Raw genomic sequence first — 20,006 nt, forward strand, 5'->3', positions numbered from 1 at the left:
CTGCCGGCATCACGAACTCTACATGGCCCGACAGGCCGTTCTGTCCGCTCGGCTTTCTCCCGCAGCCCCACCATGCTCAAAGCCCGTTCCTCCGGCAATGCCATCGCCGACCGCCGTTTCGCCTATGCCATGGACTACAAGACCGGGGGCGATCCTGCATCGGCCGCCGAACTGGTGGCGCAGGCCCTTGATGAGGCGCCTGGCTGGGCCGCCGGCTGGCTGACGCTTGGCGATCTCAACGAGACACTCGGCCGTCTGAAAGAAGCCATCGAGGCCTTCCGAAGGTCCCTTTCCCTCGACCCGACGGATGAAGCAGGCGCCGGAGCACGTCTGGCCCGGCTCGGCGAGATGCCGGCCAATGGCGCGATGACGCCGGCGCACATCGCCGCCCTGTTCGACGAATATGCGCCGCGCTTTGAGCGCTCCCTGGTGGACAATCTCTCCTATCGTGGCCCTGCCCTGCTGCGCATGGCATTGGACGGACTTGGCCGACAAGGGCCGTTCGAACGCGCACTGGATCTGGGTTGCGGCACCGGTCTTGCGGGCGAGATCTTCCACCCCTACTGCCAAAATATCGTCGGCGTCGACCTCTCCGCCGCCATGCTTGCCAAGGCACGTGCCAAGCAGATCTATCGTGAGCTGGAACGAGCCGATATCGCCGATTTTCTCCTCCGGCAGGACGCGGGCAGCGCCGACCTGATCCTGGCCGCCGACGTGTTCATCTATCTCGGTGACCTCGACACCATTTTCCGGCAAGCCGCGCGCGTGCTGGTGCCCGGCGGGCTGTTCGCCTTCACGGTCCAGAGTCAGGACGGCCCTGCCGCCTTCATTCTCAATCACGATCTGCGCTACGCCCATTCGCGTGAAGGCATCGAGAGCTGGGTGGCCGCGGCGGGCCTGCAGCCACGCCATCTCGATGACGCCTGGGCTCGCACCGACCGAGGCGTTCCGGTGCCGGGCCTGGTGGTCGTGCTGGAACGCTGACCGGTCCGCAAGACAAGAAACCTCGGCGCCACTCCTGGTACGTCGCGTGCCTTGGCAAAAGTACTTCCCCAACGTAAGGATGGCTCGGGGGACTTGGTTGCTTGCCAACCAACGGAGAGTCATGCGCTTGAAGGGGGCACTATGTTTTCGAGAATTTCCGCGGTCGTCCTGGCGGGCCTTGCCTGTGCGAGCTGTGCAACCAGCGGTGGTCTGCAGACCCTGACGAGGACGGCTGACCAGACGCCGCGCGGCCGGGTCGTCAAGGACACCACTCGCATCACCGACGGCATCCTGGCCGGCAATCTGATGGTGTCGAATTTCTATTATGTGAGCCGGCCCCAGCCGGTGACGACGCCGATCCTGCGCGACATGGACATCCGGGCTCGCCGTGCCGGCTGCCTCGACGGCAATGTCCCTGTGCGCAGCAGCGTCAGCGCTCGCTGGGGCACCTATACCTCGGCCTATCGCATCATCACCCACTACGACTGCGATTGAACACCGGGCCGACGACCGACCCGCTTCAAGCGGGTTTTTGCGGAATCCGCCTCTGGTCTCCGGAGAAAGAGCATGTACTCGAAAATTCTCGCTATAGCCGTGGCAAGCCTCAGCCTTGCCAGTTGCGCCGGCCGAAGCGACCTGAACCTCATCACCCGCACCTCTCAGGAGACTTCGCGGGGCGACGTGGTCAAGCGCATTTCGCGTATTGGCGATGGTAGTCACGCTGGAGGGCTCATGGTCTCCAATTTTTACTATTGGCGCAGACCTCAACCCATCACACCCGCCATCATGCATGACCTGGATGCACGTGCTCGCCGGGAGGGGTGCGAGGGGGCACGCCCTCCCATCCGCTACAGCATCACCAATGATCCAGGCGCCTATGGCGAGGCCCATGCCATCATGGCAATCTATGATTGCCGCTAGCACCTTGAGGTCGATAGTGGACATCTGACCCCGGCAGGCCAATATCTCCGCAGGAATCGGCGATAGCGGCATGAATGAACAGACCGGGACGCGAGAGACAGGAGATCTGGGCTCCAGCTCGCCGCTCCCAACCCTTCCGGCGATCTTTGCAAACTGGTTTGCGGCCCGCGGCTGGACGCCGCGACCGCATCAGCTTCAGCTCGTCGAGAAGGCGCGCAGCGGGCGCTCGGCCCTGCTGATCGCCCCCACCGGCGCCGGCAAGACCCTGGCCGGCTTCCTGCCGAGCCTGATCGACCTTGCTCCTCGTCGCGCCAACGCCCCCTCAGCGCTCCACACGCTCTACATCTCGCCGCTCAAGGCGCTGGCCGTCGACGTCGCCCGCAACCTGGAGCGCCCGGCCGGCGAGATGGGGCTGCCCATCCGCATCGAGACCCGCACCGGCGACACGCCCCAGGCCAAACGCCAGCGCCAGAAGCGCGACCCGCCCGATATCTTGCTCACCACGCCAGAGCAGCTTGCTCTGCTGCTGGCGAGCCGGGAGGCTGCCGACCTGTTCGGCGGTCTCAAGCGCGTGGTGCTGGACGAACTCCATTCCATCGTCACCTCCAAACGCGGCGACCTGCTTGCCCTCGGCCTGGCACGCCTGCGGTATTTCGTGCCGGATCTCGAAGTCGTCGGCCTCTCGGCCACGGTGCGCGACCCGGATGAACTCCGGCGTTGGATCGTGCCCCAATCCCCCGGCCACCAGATTCGGGGGGCCGACCGCCCAGCCATGGCCGACCTGGTGATCGCCGAAGGCGGTGCGGCGCCGGTGCTCGACATCCTGGAAACGGCGGAGCGTCTGCCCTGGGCCGGCCACACCGCCCGCCACGCCATGGCCGAGCTCTACGCCCTGATTAAGACCCACAAGACCACGCTCGTCTTCGTCAACACCCGCATGCAGGCCGAGTTCGTGTTCCAGGAACTCTGGCGGGTGAACGAGGAAAGCCTCGCCATCGCGCTCCATCACGGTTCGCTGGAAGTCGGCCAGCGTCGACGTGTCGAGGAAGCCATGGCCGCCGGACGGCTCAAGGCTGTGGTGTGTACCTCTACCCTCGACCTCGGCATCGACTGGGGCGATGTCGATCTCGTCATCAATGTCGGCGCGCCCAAGGGGGCCTCCCGCCTCCTCCAGCGCATCGGCCGTGCCAACCATCGCCTGGACGAGCCCTCGCAGGCGATCCTGGTGCCGACCAACCGCTTCGAGGTGCTGGAATGCAAGGCAGCGGTCGATGCCGCCAAGGCCGGCGAGCAGGACACGCCGATCGCCCGCACCGGCGCCCTCGACGTGCTGGCCCAGCACGTGCTCGGGGTTGCCTGCGGTGCTCCCTTCGACGCCGATGCGCTCTATCGGGAAATCGCCTCGACTGAAGCCTATGCTCAGCTCGACCGTTCGACCTTTGACGACGTCCTCGCTTTCGTGGCGACCGGCGGCTACGCCCTGAAGACCTACGATCGCTTCGCCAAGATCCGGCGGGGCAAGGATGGCCTCTGGCGCATCGCCAATCCCATGGTGGCGCAAGCCTATCGGCTCAATGTCGGCACCATCGTGGAGGAAGCCCTGCTCAAGGTGCGCCTTTCCAACAGAGGCCCTCGCGAGCCGACCCGCATGGCCGCCGACAAGCCGACGCCGTATCTGCCCTGGTTCATGGATCCCAAGGCTTCCGGCCCGCCCAAGCGCAAGCCGGGCGAAACATCGGCCCGGCGCGGCTTCGGACGCGTGTTGGGCGAGGTGGAGGAATATTTCGCCGAGGGACTTTCGGTCGGTGACACCTTCCTGTTCGCCGGGGAGATCCTGCGCTTCGAAGGCATCCAGGAGGAGGATGTGCTCGTCACCCGCGCGCCACCAGGCCGGGACCCGAAGATCCCCTCCTTCGCCGGTGGCAAATTCCCGCTTTCCACGCATCTGGCCGCCCGCGTCCGTTCGATACTGGCCAATCCCGACAGCTGGCCCGCCCTGCCCGATCAGGTCGCGGACTGGCTGCGCCTGCAGCGCGACATCTCCCGGATGCCGCCGGCCGGCGACCTCCTGGTCGAGACCTTTCCGCGCGGCAACCGCCATTATCTCGTCTGCTATCCCTTCGAGGGCCGCCTCGCCCATCAGACGCTCGGCATGCTGCTGACCCGCCGGCTGGAACGGGCGAAACTGAAGCCGATGGGCTTCGTCGCCAACGACTATGCACTGGCGGTGTGGGGCGTTTCCGACATGCACAGGGCCGCGATGGACCAGTTGTTCGACCAGGACATGCTGGGCGACGACCTCGAGGAATGGCTGGCGGAATCCGCCCTGATGAAGCGCATGTTCCGCACCTGTGCCATCATTTCAGGCCTGATCGAGCGCCGCGCTCCCGGCAAGGAGAAGACCGGGCGCCAGATCTCCGTCTCCACCGACCTCGTCTATGACGTGCTGCGCCAGCACGAGCCCAACCACATCCTGATGCGCGCCGCCTGGGAGGATGCGCGCACCGGACTGCTCGATCTCCAGCGCCTTTCCAGCATGCTCTCGCGCATCAGGGGCCGAATCATTCATAAGAGGCTCGATCGCATCTCGCCCTTGGCGGTGCCGATCATGCTGGAGATCGGCCGGGAGCCGGTTTACGGCGAGGCGACGGACAGCGTCCTCGCCGAGGCAGCGGATGATTTGATCGCGGAGGCCATGGTTGGACGGCAGGATCGAGCCGGCGATAGAGGAAGCGCCTGAGATGATCCGGCGGGACGAAGCCGTGCTCGGCGTCGCCGGGGTGGAATTCCTCGCCACCGCCGACGGCGCGCTGGTCTGGCCCGAAGAAAGCCTGGTCGTCGTATCGGACCTGCACCTTGAAAAGGGCTCTTCCTTCGCCGAACGCCGCGTATTGCTGCCGCCCTACGATACCGCCGAGACCCTGAAACGCCTGGCGCGGCTCCTGTCTCGTTTCAGTGCAAGGCGGCTGATCTTCCTCGGCGACAGTTTCCACGATCGCCGTGCCGATACTCGCCTCGCCTCGCGCGACCGGGAAGCGCTACAGCGTTGCATCCACGGGCGCGAAATATTCTGGATCGCCGGCAACCATGATCCCGATCCCCCAACCGACCTTGGCGGCACGGCAACGCCGGAACTGGCCATCGGGCCAGTGCTGTTTCGACATGAGCCATCGGCAAGAGCCGAGCCTGGCGAGATCGCCGGTCACCTGCATCCCGTCGCCCGGGTAGCCACGCGCGGCCGCTCGCTGAGACGGCGCTGCTTTGCCGGCGACGGCAGGCGTGCCATCCTGCCGGCCTTCGGCGCCTATGCTGGCGGGCTGAACGTGCGAGACGCCGCCTTCGCGCCGCTTTTCCCCGACGGTTTCACGGCCCATTTGATGGGCGACGAGCGCGTCTTCGCCTTCCCGAGAGCGCGCTGCCTGGGCGGGTGAGAGGGTGCCACTTCCTTCTCCCCTTGCGGGAGAAGGCTGGTTGCGCCTCATTTTGATGGAATAATGCCCCTCAACAGGGATGATGCCCTGTCCTGCCCGCCTCGGCTGCAGCGCGTTGCGACGGCGTCAGGCGCGGCTCGAGTTCGGCCAGCTTCATCAGGGCGTCCGCGTCCCCCGCCGCCGCCGCAAGCGCGAGGAAGCGATAGGAAACGGCAAGATCGCGCGGCGTGCCGAGGCCCCGGGCTGCCAGCAGGGCGTAATTGTACTGACTGCCGACATGGCCCTTCTCGGCGGCCTGATGGAACCAGCGAGCGGCCTGTTCGTAATCGGGAGCGCCCATCACGGCGCCATTGGCATAGAGCACGGCCAGATTGTACATCGCGTTCACCGAGCCATGCTCGGCCGCGCGCTGATACCACAGTCCCGCCAGCACGGCGTCCTGACCGACCCCCCTGCCCTTGTCATAGGCCAGCCCCAGCAGGAACAGCGCCTGCGTATAGCCCATCTGGGCCGCCTGGCGATAAAGCCCGGCCGCCTTGGCGAGATCCTGGGTGGAGGCCTCGGGCCGATCGAGCCGGCGGGCCTCCTCGAACCAGGCCAGAGCCTGCCCGGCCTGTTCCGGCTTGGGAATGGTGATTGCCGGCCGCACCTGCTGAACCGCCGACGTGCTCAGGCGCGGTACCGGCCGGTTGCCGCTGGGAGCAGCGCCGGCTTTTCCACCCTGCAACGCGCCCAGCATCATGGTCACGGCCGCCAAGCCTAGCAGGATCGGGCGCTTGTGCCGCTTGTAGAAAGGTTCATCTCCGGTCACGGGATCGTTCTCCTCGCGCGTGATGGCCCCCTCGGCCTCATTTGCAGCACGCGCCGCCCGCCGGGCTGCGGCGATGAAGGCGCTGCGCGTTCCACTCGACGGCAACGGGCTGCCCGCCCCGAGGGCGGAAACCTGGCTGGGGCGGCCGATATTTTGGGGTGCCTCTGCGGATGAACTCCGGGATCCGTCGCCCGCAAGGGATCGCGGCAGATCGTCGGACCATGAAATGTCATCGGGCCGCTCGCAGCCGAACAAGGGCGCGATGCCGGACATGTCGGGCGGCCCGACGATGACCGATCCACCCCGGCTCCTGACCATGTCTTCGACTGCGGCCAGACTGTTGCCGAGTTGGTGCAGCAGCGATTGCAAGGCTTCGAGGGCCGTGCGCGTATCCCGGACATCGTCCTGCTGATATTGGCGCAATTCGCTATAGAAACGCTGCAGTTCTTCCGGCAAGGCCGCCAAAGCCGATCCGGCCAAAGCCTCACCAAAAGTTTCCCGCAATTGTGCGGCGCCAAGCGTTCCGCTGCCGAGCCCTTCGATGCTCCCCGCCATCGCCGTGATCTGCCGCTCCAGGGCGGAGAAGGCCGCCTCGTCGATGACGCGCCCATCCAGGGCTTCGAGCTTGGTCATCAGCCCCGTCAGCGAGGCATTGGTCGAGGATTGCACATCGTCGACGGCCTGGCGCAGGGCATCGATCTTCTCGTGAAGATCGTGCACCCCCTCAGGCTGGCGAACAAGATCGCCAAGGCGGGCGCGGATGTCGGCCGTCTCACGCTGAAGAGCGGCCAGTACGGCCGGGTCCTGGGCCTGACGCGTCAGCAGATCGAGCTTCTTGTCGAGACGAGCGAACTGCTCGGGGGAGCGGATGTCGGCGATATGCCGGTTGAGATCCGCCATTTCCGTACGCAGGCCGGCGAGATCTTCCTGGCCGGGCGCGACGGCGGGATGGCTGCGGCGCAGTTCGGCGACCTCGCGTGTCAGCGCCGCGATCTGTTCGCTCAGATCGTCACGGGGCGCCGGCGAAACCGATGGTGCGGACGCAGACGGACCGAGCTTGGTGGCCATGCCGGCGATGCGCTGCTCCAGATCGCGTGCCAAATCGTCAAGACCATCGGTATCATCGACAGGCGCCGTAGTCGTGGATCGGGACGCGAAACCGTCCACGAGGGCATCGACCAGGGTGGCCATCTGGGTCTCGCTCTGCTCCTGCCTGTGGATAAGTTGCTCGATCAGCCCCGCCATTCTGGTTTCGCTTGCTCGGATATGGCGCGCGAGCACGGACGCGCTGACCTCTACTGTCTGGATCCTGCGTTTCGGGTCACTCGAACCACTACCGGCATACCTTTCCTGGCTGGCTGCCAGCTTCCGTGCAATCGCAGCCAAGGGCGATTCCGGGAGATCGCTCTGCGTCTCGAAAAGAGACGGTTCATGCAGTTTTTGCTCGGCAACGGTCGATTTCAGCCATTGAGCAAGCGTCATGCCCGAGCGCCGTGCCAGAATGGCGGCAGCCTCGCGCGTCTGGGAATCGACGCCCTCGACACTCCATGACACTGCTTGGCTCATTTAGCTTCCCGTGCCGGCGAACGGCCTGATTCTCACGCCTCTCCCGTCTTCCGCCCCGGAAAACCGGGCCGGAAACACGGAAAGAGGGCGGCACGCAGTGCCCGCAGCAGCAGCTTTCGCGCAACAGGGTAAATATCCCCTTAACCGTCACTGCCCTAGCGCTCTTCCTGGCAGCAACAACATTGTAGAGCATCCAAAGCGCTTTTTTTACTAAAAACCCTACCACCCAAGCTCCCGAGCGGACAGGAAAGTGGGGTACCGTGCAAGAACCGACATTAGACTTTGCGACAAGGCTAGAATTCTCTTGATGCCCGTGTTGTTCGAAACGCTTAACGCGCGCTAATTTAATACGTTACCCTTGAAAGGAAGCAGAGCGGGGGCTATGATCTCCCTGCTGGAGATCTAGGCGTTCGCTTGGTAATATATTAATTGCTGACGCCCCCCGGATTTCGTATTATGGTACCTGTTGCAACGAACGAGTAGCGGCGCTGCTAGCCTGTAACGGGCGCGAGAGAGAGACCATGTCAAAGTTGGAAGCCAGGTCGGCGACAAACACAAAAGGCCAACCGGTGACGGTATTCGTAGCAGAGACAGAAAACGCCACGAATAGTACGGTCACCTATACAATAGGTGACCTTGCGCGAGAGTTTGGCGTTACCTTGCGAACCTTGCGCTTCTACGAGGACAAGGGCCTTCTCAATCCAACGCGCGACAACCTGACTCGGCTTTATAGTGCACGTGACCGCGAGCATCTGCAACTTATCCTTAAGGGTAAGCGGCTGGGTTTTACCCTGGTGGAAATCGGCGAGATGATCGCCCATCATGGGGAAGGCAAGACGGCAAGTCTCGACATCAGCGCCAGCACCGTCCGCGAGCAGATCGAGCATCTGGAGCGCCAGCGCCGCGAGATCGACGAAGCCTTGGCTGAATTGCGTCGCAGTTATGAGGGATTGGCCAACGCCCTGCCGCGCTAAGTGGTCGCACTCACCCGTCGGAAGTACCTGATCGGCGGCACAGGTTTCCTTGTGTTTGCTGGCCTTGGCTTATGGGCCCTCTTCCTATCCGAGCAGAAGGCTACCAGCGTGATCGGCAAGCCGTTCATGTTGACGGATGCCGATGGCAGAGCCTTCGACTTCAAGGAATTGCAGGGCAAGCCGAGCCTGATCTATTTTGGCTTCACGCACTGCCCCGACATCTGCCCAACGACCCTGTTCCTGCTCGCGCAGGTGATGAAGAAGCTGGGACCGGACGCCTCGCAGATCAACACGCTCTTCATCACCGTCGATCCCGACAGGGACACGCCCGAGCAATTGAAGGCCAGCCTTTCCACCTATGACCCGCATCTGCGCGGCCTGACGGGCGACCCAGCACAACTTGCCGCGGTACGCGACTTCTACAGCATAGAAGCAAGAATTTTGCCGGGAACAGGCAAGAATTACAATATCGATCACACCAACACTGTCCTTGTACTCGACAAGGATGGCCGCCTGCGTTCGAGCTTCGACTTGCACGCGTCGTCGGACGAGGTGGTTGCGCTCCTGGAAACTGTCATGCAGGGTCGATAGAGTGCGAGATCAAGGGTCGGCCTTGCGATGGATCGCCATGGACGGATCCGGCATTCCCGACCCAAACAATGATCAGCCCCGCTGCAATAGGAATTCGACCTGTTGAAATTCGGCGCCCTCTCGACGCTTCTCCTCGGATTGATGCTCGCCATATCAGCCTATGGCGACGCCAGGGCCGCCTCGACCACCACCGGTCCCTATGGCCTGTGGGATCCGCACCGGCGCCCCGAGCGGCCAGACCTGAAATCGGTGCGCCGGATCCGCTTCCTGACCGAGGACGATTTTCCGCCTTTCGACTTCCAGGGGTCGAGCGGCACTCTGGAAGGCTTCAATGTCGACCTTGCCCGCGCGGTCTGCCGGCAGCTGAAACTGTCCTGCACCATCCAGGCCCGGCGCTGGGACACCATCGTCGCGGCCCTGGAAGAGGGCCAGGCAGATGTCATCGCCGCCTCGCTCGTGCCGAGCAAGGAAGCCCGCGAGCGGCTGCAGTTCTCCCGCCCTTATTACATGCGTCCTGCCCGCTTCGCCATGCGGCGCAAGGATCCGCCGCCGGTCTTCACGCCGGAGGGGCTGGCTGGCCGCCATATCGGCATCGTCGCCGACACGGCGCATGCCGACTACGCCAAAGCCTATCTCAAGACCGCCAATCTAGTGTCCTTCGTCAATGACGCGGCGCTGCGTGAAGCCCTCAAGCGCGGGGAGATCGACCTGATCTTCGCCGACGGCATCGGCCTGTCGCTCTGGCTCAACGGCTCGGACGCCGGCGATTGCTGCAGCTTCGTGGGCGCGCCCTATCTCGACAGCCACTTTTTCGGCGATGGCATCGGCATGGCCCTGCGACGCGAGGACGGCGATCTCAAGCAGGCGATCGACTATGCCCTTTTCCAGATCTGGGAGCAGGGCATCTATGCCGATCTCGTACGCCGCTGGTTTCCTGTCGATCCCTTTGCAGGGCTTCCGTGACGTAAACGGAAACTTATGCGCCCCCGCTGTTACCGAAAAGACTCACTTTGACGTCGAAGCTGGGGAAAACGCACACCGCGTCAGCAGGACTCTTGCGCTGGAGTCACTGCCTATTGTAGTTAAGGCTTCGTTAAGCACGACATCTCGTGCGGCGTCTCGTAACTCCTGTCAGCTCATGGCGTGCATGCGCAACGATGTTCTGTCGACATCGTGGCTGATGGGAAAGGATTCGGCGTAGCGAATTCGGGCGAAAACAAGGCGGAAGGCAGGAGAGGCTGATGCACTGGACAGACGAGCGGGTAGAACTTCTGAAAAAGCTGTGGTCAGAAGGTCTGTCTGCTAGCGCCATTGCCACAGAACTTGGCGGTGTCACGCGTAATGCCGTGATCGGTAAGGTGCATAGACTCGGCTTGTCTGGCCGGGCCAAGGCTCCTGCGCCGGCGCCACAGCGCCGTATCAAGCCCACCCGGGCTCCATCGCATCCTCTCCGCACCCAGACTTCCGTGCCCGTGGTGCGGGGCAACACCGCCCTTGCGCCGCAGATGATGCCGCTTGTCGCCATCGAGGAACGTCCCGAACCTACGCTGCGTCCGGTCGAGGAAGTCGTCATCCCGATGTCCGAACGCGTCACCATCATGGAACTGCGCGAGCATATGTGCCGCTGGCCGCTGGGCGATCCCGGCCGCGAGGACTTCCGCTTCTGTGGAAGCCGTGTCGGGCCCTCGGGTCCGTACTGCCTCCATCATGCTTCGATCGCCTACCAGCCGGTGCTCGACCGCAGGCGCGATCGCGACAAGGAGCGTCGCGCTGCCCGCGCCTGATCGTCGCATCCCATCCTATCCATTCGAAGGCAGGGTTTTCCCTGCCTTTTCTTTTGCGGGGTACCAGTACCTTTCCCAAAGGGAAACCCTTTCTTTTGCAGGTTCATTAGCCTAAGGGCCAGCCTGCCCCCAAACTCTTGTTGCGCGGCGTTGCAAGACAACACACCGGAACCGGAGCAATGACACGGAATGCGGATGGGGCTTCCCCCGACATCGCGGCAAAAAGCGTAGCCATCGACGGCAACACACTGGTCGCCTGGGGCTTCAAGCCCGGCAAATGGTTCAGCCAGGGCTTGGCCGAGGCCAATCGCCTGCGCCGCGCTGGCGCGGATGACGACGCCATTTTCATCGCCCTGCAGGGCCTGCAGCCGGTCGAGACACTGCTGCGGACCAATGGCTTGCCCTATGGCGTCTTCCTGGATGCCGAAGGCGAACTCGAACGCGCCAACCTCGCCTCGGTAACCGCGCATATGGACGCGCTCATGCGGGTGCCGACTATCGTCGCCGGCGCTGTGATGCCGGACGTTTGCCCGTCCGGCACCGCCCTCGGGACAATCCCGGTCGGTGGCGCGGTGGCGTGCGAGGATGCCATCCATCCCGGCTTTCATTCCGCCGACATCTGCTGCTCGGTGGCGATCACCGTGTTCGCACGCAAGGACGATCCCAGGCGTATCCTCGACGCTGTCCAAGCCGTGACCCATTTCGGTCCCGGTGGGCGCAAGACGATGATCGTCCCGGATTTCGCGCCCGGCATCGACGCCACGTTGCAGGCCAATCCGTTCCTGCGCGGGCTCGGCAACATCGTGACAGGCCATTTCGGCTCGCAGGGCGATGGCAATCACTTCGCCTATGTCGGGCATCTGCGTTCCAGCGGCCAGCCGGCATTGGTGACCCATCATGGCTCGCGCGGGCTCGGCGCCCAGCTCTACAAGCGCGGCATGGCCGCAGCGCGCAAGCACACGCAGATCGTGGCACCGCGGGTGCCGGCCCACAATGCCTGGCTGAAGGCCTCGAGCGCGGAAGGGCAGGCCTATTGGCAGGCCCTGCAATTTGCGCGGAGCTGGACCAAGGCAAGCCATTTCGCCATTCACGATCATGCCGCCAGGTCGCTGGGCAATGCCGTGGCCGACCGGTTCTGGAACGAGCATAATTTCGTATTCCGGCGCGACGACGGGCTCTATTATCACGGCAAGGGCGCAACGCCTTCCTGGGCCGGCTTTTCGCCGGATGATGACGGCCGCACGCTGATCCCGCTCAACATGGCCGAACCGATCCTGATCACGGCGCATCGCGACCGCAAGGAGGCCCTCGGCTTCGCTCCACATGGGGCGGGCCGCAACCTCAGCCGCTCGGCCTTTCTGCGCCGTGAAAAGCCGGATCTGCCCGAGGGTATCGACGTGCGCTTCTACTGCGGCAAGCCGGATCTGTCCGAACTGCCGCAGGCCTACAAGAATGCCGCCTCGGTCCGGGCCCAGATCGACAAATACGGGCTCGCCGAGGTGATCGACGAGGTCGTGCCCTATGGCTCGATCATGGCCGGCGACTGGGAGCAGGACGCTCCCTGGCGCAAGCGGCGCTGAGCGAAGCGGCGGCACCTCACCGCCGCTTCCATCCATCACAGGCTGTTGAAGAAGGCGATCTCGTCGGCAAAGGCCTCGTATGCCATCGGAAAATCGAAACCCTGGAAGACATGGCAGCCGCCCGGCCATAGCCTGAGCGTCGTATGGCTGCCGGCTGCCTCCCAGCGCCCCGCCATGAACATCGTGTCGTCGAGCAGGGCGTCATAGGTGCCGACAGAAAACAGGGCCGGCGGCATGTCTTCGAGATTGCCGTAGAGCGGCGAGACATCGGGCGAGCGCAGATCGACGCCGTCGGGCACGCAGGCCCGCACGAACAGTGCGATATCGCGCGACGTCAGGATAAGTCTGCCCCTGTCGAAATTGCGCGCGCTTGGAGTCATGCCGAGATCGTAGCAGCCGGCAATGAGGTTGGCGCCGGCGAAGGGCCTGAGGCCATGCCGATCGCGCAGGCGCTGCAACGTCAGCGCGGAAAGGTGGGCGCCGGCGCTCTCGCCGCCGATGAAGAAACGTTCGGTGCGGAAGCGCTTGCGCCCCTCGGACACCAGCCACAAGGCCGCCGCCTCGCAATCGTCCGGCCCGGCGGGAAAGGGATGTTCGGGCGCAAGGCGATATTCGACGGAGATGCAGGCCATGCCGGTGGCCTCGGCGATCTTCTCCAGCGTCTCGTCCTGGAAGTCGGACTGGTTGAACATCCAGCCGCCGCCATGGATGTGCATGTAGACCCCGGTCGGCACTTCCGGCGCAATGATGCGGATCGGCACCTTGCCCTGCCGGCCCTCGATTTCCAGCACCTGCGCCCGCGCGCTCTTGCCCTGCAGCGGGAAGATCCCCTTGCCCTGGCGCCGGGTCTCGCGGATCAGTTCGGGCGGAAAGGACCACAAATCCGGCAAGGCGCTCATCTTGGCGATGATATCGGCATTGAGGGCCGCCGTGGTTTCGGCCACGGCATCGGGAGCAAACACGGCAGGATCGACAGAGGGCATGAGCTTGAATCGCCTCGATGGGATGGCGCACAGTGCAGGGAACCGGCAAGGTCGGCAAGACCTGCCGCTCCACTCGGCCCGTCGCGCAACCTCTGACCATGGGAAGAGCCGGGACGCGGCAACTCAACCTCTTCTCATCAGGGCGGAAAACCGCTATCCCTAGCACCTTGATAGGTGGCTATAGCGAGACCATGATTCCTGACGAGACCGAAAGCAAACGCCCGCAGAAACCGCATGGTGATGCCGGCTCCAGGGACACGCGCGCCAAGAACCTTCCGGCAGAGACCCTCGACCTCCCGACAAAGACCGTCTTCATCAAGTCCTATGGCTGCCAGATGAACGTCTATGACAGCCAGCGCATGGCCGATACGCTGGCACCGCAGGGCTACGTCGAGACCTCCAGCCCCGAAAATGCCGACCTCGTCATCCTCAACACCTGCCATATCCGCGAAAAGGCGGCGGAAAAGGTCTATTCGGAGATCGGCCGCCTGCGCGTGGCGCGCGACGAGCGCCGCCGCCAGGGCGGCGATCTGAAGATCGCCGTCGCCGGTTGCGTCGCCCAGGCCGAGGGCCGGGAGATCATGAGGCGCGCGCCCGCCGTCGATCTCGTGGTCGGGCCCCAGGCCTATCATCGCCTGCCGGACCTGCTCGCCAAAGTGTCGACAGGCTTGGCCGATGGCACCAGCAAGCCTGTCGACACCGACTTCCCGGTCGAAGACAAGTTCGCCATCCTGCCCGCACCACGCCGGGAAAAGACCCTGGCGCGCGGGCCTTCCGCCTTCGTCACGGTGCAGGAAGGCTGCGACAAGTTCTGCACCTTCTGTGTGGTGCCCTATACGCGCGGTGCCGAGACCTCGCGGCCGGTCGCCGCCATCGTGGCAGAGGTCGAGCGCCTGGCCGAGGCGGGCGTGCGCGAGATCAGCCTGCTTGGCCAGAACGTCAACGCTTATCATGGCGAGGGGCCGGATGGACGCGACTGGACGCTCGGCCAACTCGTGCATCGCCTGGCCCGCATCGAGCCGGTGGTACGCCTGCGCTACACCACCTCTCATCCCCGCGACATGGACGACAGCCTGATCGAGGCCCATCGCGACCTGCCGGCGCTGATGCCTTTCCTGCATCTTCCGGTGCAATCGGGCTCGGACCGCATTCTGGATGTCATGAATCGCAAGCATACAGCAGCGGACTATCTCAAGCTCATCGAGAAGATTCGGCATGCCCGGCCCGACATGGCATTCTCCTCCGACTTCATCGTCGGCTTTCCCGGCGAGACCGATGCGGATTTCGAAGCGACCTTGCGGCTGATCGAAGAGGTCACCTATGTCTCGGCCTATTCGTTCAAATATTCGCCGCGTCCGGGCACACCGGGCGCTACGATGACCGACCAGATCGACGAAGTGGCGAAGGCCGCGCGCCTCGCCAGGCTGCAGGCGCTCACCGAAGGCCAGCAGAAGGCCTTCAATCAGGCCAGCATCGGCCGCACCATGGATGTGCTCTTTGATCGCAAGGGCAAACGGCCAGGTCAGATCGCCGGCCGCACCCCCTATCTCCAAGCCGTGCAGATCGAGGCGGATGACAGCCTGATCGGTACGGTGGCGCCCGTCGAAATCACGGCCACGGGTGCCTGGTCGCTGCACGGCATACTGGCCGGCGCTGGATTCAGGGAGGCCGTTGCTTGAAGGTGGACGAGGAACGACGGACACACATGACAACGCAAACCCCATCGCTGCCGACGACGGACGCACCTGCGGAAATCGTCACGGCCTTCGAGGACAATCGCCTGGCCACGCTTCTATTCGGCCAGCATGACCAGAACCTCGCCTTCATCGAGCGCAAGCTCGGCATCGAGGCGACGGCCCGTGGCAATCATGTCGCCCTGCGCGGTGCCAAGGACAGCGTGGAACAGGCCAAGCGCGTGCTGGAGAGCCTGTATCAACGCCTGCGCTCGGGCCAGCAGATAACGCTGGGCGATGTCGATGGCGCGCTGCGTATGGCTGGCTCGCAGGGTGTGCTGTTCACGCCGGAAGGCAAGCCGAAAGTGGCGCCGACCGGCGGCGCGGCCTCTGTCGGCACCCGCAAGAAGACGATCGCCGCCCGTACGCTGGCGCAGGACGCCTATATACGGGCGCTGCAGAAGCATGAACTCGTCTTCGCCACCGGTCCCGCCGGCACCGGCAAGACCTATCTTGCCGTGGCTCACGCCGCGGCGCTGATCGAGAAAGGCGAGGCCGACAGGCTGATCCTGTCCCGCCCCGCCGTCGAGGCGGGCGAGAGGCTCGGCTTCCTGCCCGGCGACATGCGCGAGAAGGTCGACCCCTATCTGCGCCCGCTCTATGACGCGCTCTACGACATGATGCCGCCTGAGCGCGTCGAACGAGGGCTGACCTCGGGCATGATCGAGGTGGCGCCGCTCGCCTTCATGCGCGGGCGCACGCTCGCCAATTCGGTGGTGCTGCTGGACGAGGCCCAGAACTGCACCTCGATGCAGATGAAGATGTTCCTCACGCGCCTGGGCGAAGGCTCGCGCATGATCATCACCGGTGATCCGACCCAGATCGACCTGCCTCCCGGGCAGAAATCGGGGCTGATCGAGGCCGTCGACCTGTTGAAAGACATACCCGAAATCGCCATTTGCCGATTCAACGCCGCCGACGTCGTGCGCCATGAACTGGTCGCCAAGATCGTGCGGGCCTATGAGGCCAGGGATTCGACCAAGCCTTTGGACGCTAGCAAGCCCTCGGGCGAAACCAAGTCATGAGTGACGCCGCCATCACCATCGAGATCGCTATCGAGAGCGATCTTTGGCAGGACCCCGATGCCATCGAGGCCTTGATCACGCGTGCAGTGGTCAAGAGCCTCGACGTCGCGGAGCTTGCGCATGCGCCGGGAGCCGAACTCTCGATCGTCCTGACCGACGATGCTTCGATCCGCGCCATCAACGCCGAGTGGCGCGGCAAGGACAAGCCCACCAACGTGCTGTCCTTCCCACAGGCTGTGGGAGACGCAATCGAGACGGCGCCGATGCTGGGCGACATCATCTTTGCCCATGAGACGATCGCGCGGGAAGCCGAGGAAACCTCCACGAGCTTTGCCGATCATCTCAGCCACCTCGCCGTGCATGGCCTCCTGCATCTGTTCGGCCATGACCATTTGACCGATGCCGAGGCCGAGGTGATGGAGGCGCTGGAAGTGCGCATTCTCGCTGAACTCGGTATCGCCAATCCCTATGCCGACGCGCCCTTGTTGCGCGAAGCGAGCTAGAGGCTGTTATGGACCGTGGATGGGGTTTTGATGAGGTCAAGACTGGCTGGATGGGAGGAGCAAGCGCTGCCAAGACTTCTGTCTTGGCAAGCGAAGCGACGCTGCAGGCGGCCAGTCTTCACCTCACCCCGCAGGGGCGTGGCGCTTTTGGCCGACGAGTACGTCCGATATCGTAGCAAGCCGAAAGGCTTGCGTCCTCACCCTCCCACGCACTTGCTTTGCAAGTGCGGACATCCTCGGCCAAAATCGCTCACGTCAAAACCCCATCCACGGTCCATAACAGCCTCTAACACACAGAGCCATGTCCGACAGCAACGATCGAAGTAGCAGCCAACCCAGCGCCTCCCAGGAGCCCCAGCACGAAGGCCTGCTGGGACGGATCAAGTCCGCGCTTGGGCTGAGATCCCAGCCCTCCATCCGCGACGATCTTGCCGATGCACTCGAGAATTCACGCGCTGCGGAAGATTCCAGCTTCTCCCCCGAAGAGCGTGCCATGCTCAAGAACATCCTCGGCCTGCGCGGCAAGCGTGTCGACGATGTGATGGTGCCGCGGGCCGACATCGTGGCCGTGCCGCTCGACATTTCGCTGGGCGACCTGCTCAAGGTCTTCCAGACGGCGGGCCATTCGCGCCTGCCCGTTTATAACGAGACGCTGGATGATCCGCGCGGCATGGTCCACATCCGCGATTTCGTGGCCTGGCTGGCGTCGCGGGCCGCCATCGCCGCGCGGCGGAGCCGCAAGGTCCGCGAGAGCGACCTCGCCAAGGACGGCGAGACCGCCAAACCCTCGCCCAGGGAGGCCGCCCTCGCCTTGGGCAACATTACCCTCTCGACGCCGCTGAGCTCGGTGAAGTCGCTGACGCGCAACGTCCTGTTCGTGCCGCCTTCGATGCCCCCCATCGACCTTCTCGCCAAGATGCAGGCCACCCGCACCCAGCTCGCTTTGGTGATCGACGAGTATGGCGGCACGGATGGCCTGGTCTCGATGGAGGACATCGTCGAAATCGTGCTCGGCGACATCGAGGATGAGCATGACGAGGATGATGGCGACATGATCGTCGCCTCGGGCGAGGGCATCTTCACCGCCGATGCCCGTGCCGATCTCGACGACGTCGCCACCGCCATCGGCCTGGAGATGCATGAGGACGAAATCGAGGCCGACGTCGATACGCTGGGTGGCTGGCTGGTGACGCTGGCCGGCCGCGTGCCGGTGCGCGGCGAGATCGTGCAGGGGCCGGGCCAGCTCGAATTCGAAATTCTCGATGCCGATCCGCGCCGGGTGAAACGGGTGCGCATCCACACGGCCGGCAGTGGCATCGTCAGGCCGCGCGATGGGCGCAAGCGCGAGAAGAAGCTGGCGCCTGCCGGCGATGAAGCGGCCATTGCCACCAATGGCGAGCGGAGCCCGGCGAGCGAAACCAGCGGCGACGGCGCCACGTGATCGCTGCGCTTGCGTCTCGCCTGGCCGGGTTGAAAGGCTGGCGCCGCATGGCCGTCGCCTTCCTGGCGGGCGCCCTGGCGGCGCTGGCCATGGCGCCCTTCAATGCCTTTCCGGTGCTGGCCGTCAGCTTTCCGGTGGCGATCTGGCTGCTGGATGGCATCGTCTTCCCGCCGGAGAACCCGGCTCCCGTGTTCTGGCGCAGCATCGGCGCGGCGGCCCGGCTCGGCTGGTGCTATGGTTTCGGCTATTTCCTGGCCGGGCTGTGGTGGATCGGCAATGCCTTCCTCGTCGATGCCGATCAGTTCGCCTGGCTGCTGCCCTTCGCCGTGCTGCTCCTGCCTGCCGGCCTTGCTTTCTTTCACGCGGCCGGGTTTGCCCTGGCGCGCCTGCTGTGGTCGCAGGGCAATGCCCGCATCCTCGCCTTTGCCGCCACAATGGCTGCCTGCGAATGGCTGCGCGGCCATATCCTGACCGGCTTTCCCTGGAACCTGTTCGGCTACGCGCTCGCCGAGGAGCTTCATCTGGCGCAGAGCCTGTCCCTGATCGGAGCCTATGGGCTCACACTCGTGGCGCTCGTCCTGTTCTCCACGCCGGCGGCGCTGGTGCGGCGGGGTGGTTGGCGCTGGCCGGTCTTGTCCGTCGCCATCCTGGTCGCGATGGCCGCCTTCGGCGTGTGGCGGCTTGGCCAGCACCCCACCGGTTTCGTCGACGGGGTGCAGCTTCGCATCATGCAGCCCGATCTGCCGCAGGACGCCAAGTTCAATCCGGCCCTGCGCAATGAAGTGCTGACGCGCTATCTGGCCTTGTCGCGCCAGCCGGCCGCCGACGGCAGTGACGGCCTTGCCAAAACAACCCATCTGATCTGGCCTGAATCGGCCTTCCCCTTCCTGGTGGCGCAAGATCCCGAAGCCCTCAAGGTGCTCGGGGACCTGGTTGCACCCAAGGCCGTGCTGCTGACGGGCGCCGGCCGGGCGGAGGAGAATCTCGACGACGGCGGCTGGCGCTTCTTCAATTCCCTGCATGTCATCGACGCCACCGGCACCATCATCGGCAATTACGACAAGGTGCACCTCGTCCCCTTCGGCGAATATCTGCCCTATCAGTCCGTGCTCGAATCCCTCGGCTTCGAGCAATTGACCAAGCAGCGCGGCGGCTTTTCGACGGGTCCGGGCTTGCGCACGCTCGATATTCCCAACGCGCCGCCCGCCGGCATCCTCATCTGCTATGAAGCAATCTTTCCGGGCGAGGTGATCGATCCGACCAACCGCCCCGGCTGGCTGCTCAACGTCACCAACGATGCCTGGTTCGGCATCACCCCGGGTCCCTACCAGCATTTCGCCGAGGTAAGGGCTCGCGCGATCGAGGAAGGGCTCCCCCTGGTCCGCGCCGGCAACAATGGCGTTTCCGCGGTGATCGATCCGGTGGGGCGCATCGTCGCCAGCCTGCCGCTGGGCACCAGCGGCGTTCTCGATTCGCGGCTTCCCACCACCCTGCCACCGCCGGTGTTCGCCACGGCCGGCACCGGCATTGTTACCGCATTGTTTCTGATTGCCTTAATCGGCGCCGGCCTTGGTTGCTTGAACCGACGCCGACAGCCCCGATAACACATATTTGTTACAACCGCGCCAAGCGGAAGGCGCGAGACCGACTGGATTTTCCCGCATAAGGAGGTATAGTCT

Annotated in this window: 17 protein-coding genes; 15 read left to right on the forward strand and 2 right to left on the reverse strand. The window is 64.4% G+C overall.

Annotation, left to right across the window (positions count from 1 at the left end; all coding sequences use genetic code 11):
• The first annotated feature begins 72 nt into the window (after positions 1 to 72).
• The 5 genes from ACN6KF_RS16685 to pdeM all read left to right on the forward strand — a co-directional run bounded on the left by ACN6KF_RS16685 (position 73) and on the right by pdeM (position 5,336).
• A complete protein-coding gene (locus ACN6KF_RS16685; protein WP_434957914.1) occupies positions 73 to 984 on the forward strand; it encodes a methyltransferase domain-containing protein in 912 nt (303 codons plus the stop codon).
• A gap of 141 nt (positions 985 to 1,125) precedes the next feature.
• Positions 1,126 to 1,479, forward strand: coding sequence for a hypothetical protein (locus tag ACN6KF_RS16690; RefSeq protein ID WP_434957915.1), 354 nt, complete (start codon positions 1,126 to 1,128; stop codon positions 1,477 to 1,479).
• Positions 1,480 to 1,551: 72 nt separating this feature from the next.
• A complete protein-coding gene (locus ACN6KF_RS16695; RefSeq protein ID WP_434957916.1) occupies positions 1,552 to 1,905 on the forward strand; it encodes a hypothetical protein in 354 nt (117 codons plus the stop codon).
• Between the two features lie 70 nt (positions 1,906 to 1,975).
• A complete protein-coding gene (locus ACN6KF_RS16700; RefSeq protein ID WP_434957917.1) occupies positions 1,976 to 4,645 on the forward strand; it encodes a ligase-associated DNA damage response DEXH box helicase in 2,670 nt (889 codons plus the stop codon).
• Position 4,646: 1 nt separating this feature from the next.
• Positions 4,647 to 5,336: a ligase-associated DNA damage response endonuclease PdeM gene (gene pdeM / locus ACN6KF_RS16705; protein WP_434957918.1), complete on the forward strand. Its 690-nt coding sequence runs from the start codon at positions 4,647 to 4,649 to the stop codon at positions 5,334 to 5,336.
• Between the two features lie 70 nt (positions 5,337 to 5,406).
• Here pdeM and ACN6KF_RS16710 read toward each other — a convergent pair whose 3' ends face one another.
• A complete protein-coding gene (locus ACN6KF_RS16710; RefSeq protein WP_434957919.1) occupies positions 5,407 to 7,713 on the reverse strand; it encodes a tetratricopeptide repeat protein in 2,307 nt (768 codons plus the stop codon).
• A gap of 521 nt (positions 7,714 to 8,234) precedes the next feature.
• On the opposite strand from ACN6KF_RS16710, the gene ACN6KF_RS16715 reads away from it, so the two are divergent.
• The 5 genes from ACN6KF_RS16715 to ACN6KF_RS16735 all read left to right on the forward strand — a co-directional run bounded on the left by ACN6KF_RS16715 (position 8,235) and on the right by ACN6KF_RS16735 (position 12,642).
• Positions 8,235 to 8,687, forward strand: coding sequence for a MerR family transcriptional regulator (locus tag ACN6KF_RS16715; RefSeq protein ID WP_434957920.1), 453 nt, complete (start codon positions 8,235 to 8,237; stop codon positions 8,685 to 8,687).
• On the forward strand, positions 8,688 to 9,278 hold the full coding sequence (locus ACN6KF_RS16720) for an SCO family protein (RefSeq protein ID WP_434957921.1): 591 nt from the start codon (positions 8,688 to 8,690) through the stop codon (positions 9,276 to 9,278). It begins immediately after the preceding gene.
• 102 nt (positions 9,279 to 9,380) lie between these two features.
• Positions 9,381 to 10,241, forward strand: coding sequence for a transporter substrate-binding domain-containing protein (locus tag ACN6KF_RS16725; protein ID WP_434957922.1), 861 nt, complete (start codon positions 9,381 to 9,383; stop codon positions 10,239 to 10,241).
• Between the two features lie 278 nt (positions 10,242 to 10,519).
• Positions 10,520 to 11,062 carry a GcrA family cell cycle regulator gene (locus tag ACN6KF_RS16730; protein ID WP_434957923.1) on the forward strand — a complete coding sequence of 181 codons (543 nt, stop codon included), beginning with the start codon at positions 10,520 to 10,522 and terminating at the stop codon, positions 11,060 to 11,062.
• Positions 11,063 to 11,241: 179 nt separating this feature from the next.
• A complete protein-coding gene (locus ACN6KF_RS16735) occupies positions 11,242 to 12,642 on the forward strand; it encodes an RtcB family protein (RefSeq protein WP_434957924.1) in 1,401 nt (466 codons plus the stop codon).
• Between the two features lie 35 nt (positions 12,643 to 12,677).
• Here the strand turns inward: ACN6KF_RS16735 and ACN6KF_RS16740 are convergent, their stop codons facing one another.
• On the reverse strand, positions 12,678 to 13,625 hold the full coding sequence (locus tag ACN6KF_RS16740) for an alpha/beta hydrolase (RefSeq protein WP_434957925.1): 948 nt from the start codon (positions 13,623 to 13,625) through the stop codon (positions 12,678 to 12,680).
• Positions 13,626 to 13,816: 191 nt separating this feature from the next.
• Between ACN6KF_RS16740 and miaB the strand changes: the two genes are divergently transcribed.
• The 5 genes from miaB to lnt all read left to right on the forward strand — a co-directional run bounded on the left by miaB (position 13,817) and on the right by lnt (position 19,931).
• Positions 13,817 to 15,304, forward strand: a complete 1,488-nt coding sequence (gene miaB / locus ACN6KF_RS16745; protein ID WP_434957926.1) for a tRNA (N6-isopentenyl adenosine(37)-C2)-methylthiotransferase MiaB — start codon at positions 13,817 to 13,819, stop codon at positions 15,302 to 15,304.
• Positions 15,305 to 15,330: 26 nt separating this feature from the next.
• On the forward strand, positions 15,331 to 16,383 hold the full coding sequence (locus ACN6KF_RS16750; protein WP_434957927.1) for a PhoH family protein: 1,053 nt from the start codon (positions 15,331 to 15,333) through the stop codon (positions 16,381 to 16,383).
• Complete coding sequence (gene ybeY, locus ACN6KF_RS16755) at positions 16,380 to 16,886, forward strand: rRNA maturation RNase YbeY (RefSeq protein WP_434957928.1); 507 nt, start codon at positions 16,380 to 16,382, stop codon at positions 16,884 to 16,886. The genes ACN6KF_RS16750 and ybeY overlap by 4 nt, the downstream gene beginning before the upstream one ends.
• Positions 16,887 to 17,187: 301 nt before the next feature.
• The gene (locus ACN6KF_RS16760; RefSeq protein ID WP_434957929.1) at positions 17,188 to 18,327 is read left to right on the forward strand and encodes a transporter associated domain-containing protein; all 1,140 of its coding nucleotides are present in this window, start codon (positions 17,188 to 17,190) and stop codon (positions 18,325 to 18,327) included.
• 47 nt (positions 18,328 to 18,374) lie between these two features.
• Positions 18,375 to 19,931, forward strand: coding sequence for an apolipoprotein N-acyltransferase (gene lnt / locus ACN6KF_RS16765; RefSeq protein WP_434959692.1), 1,557 nt, complete (start codon positions 18,375 to 18,377; stop codon positions 19,929 to 19,931).
• Positions 19,932 to 20,006: the final 75 nt, after the last annotated feature.

The organism is Labrys methylaminiphilus subsp. lupini (genome assembly GCF_051161885.1).
Lineage (GTDB): Bacteria > Pseudomonadota > Alphaproteobacteria > Rhizobiales > Labraceae > Labrys.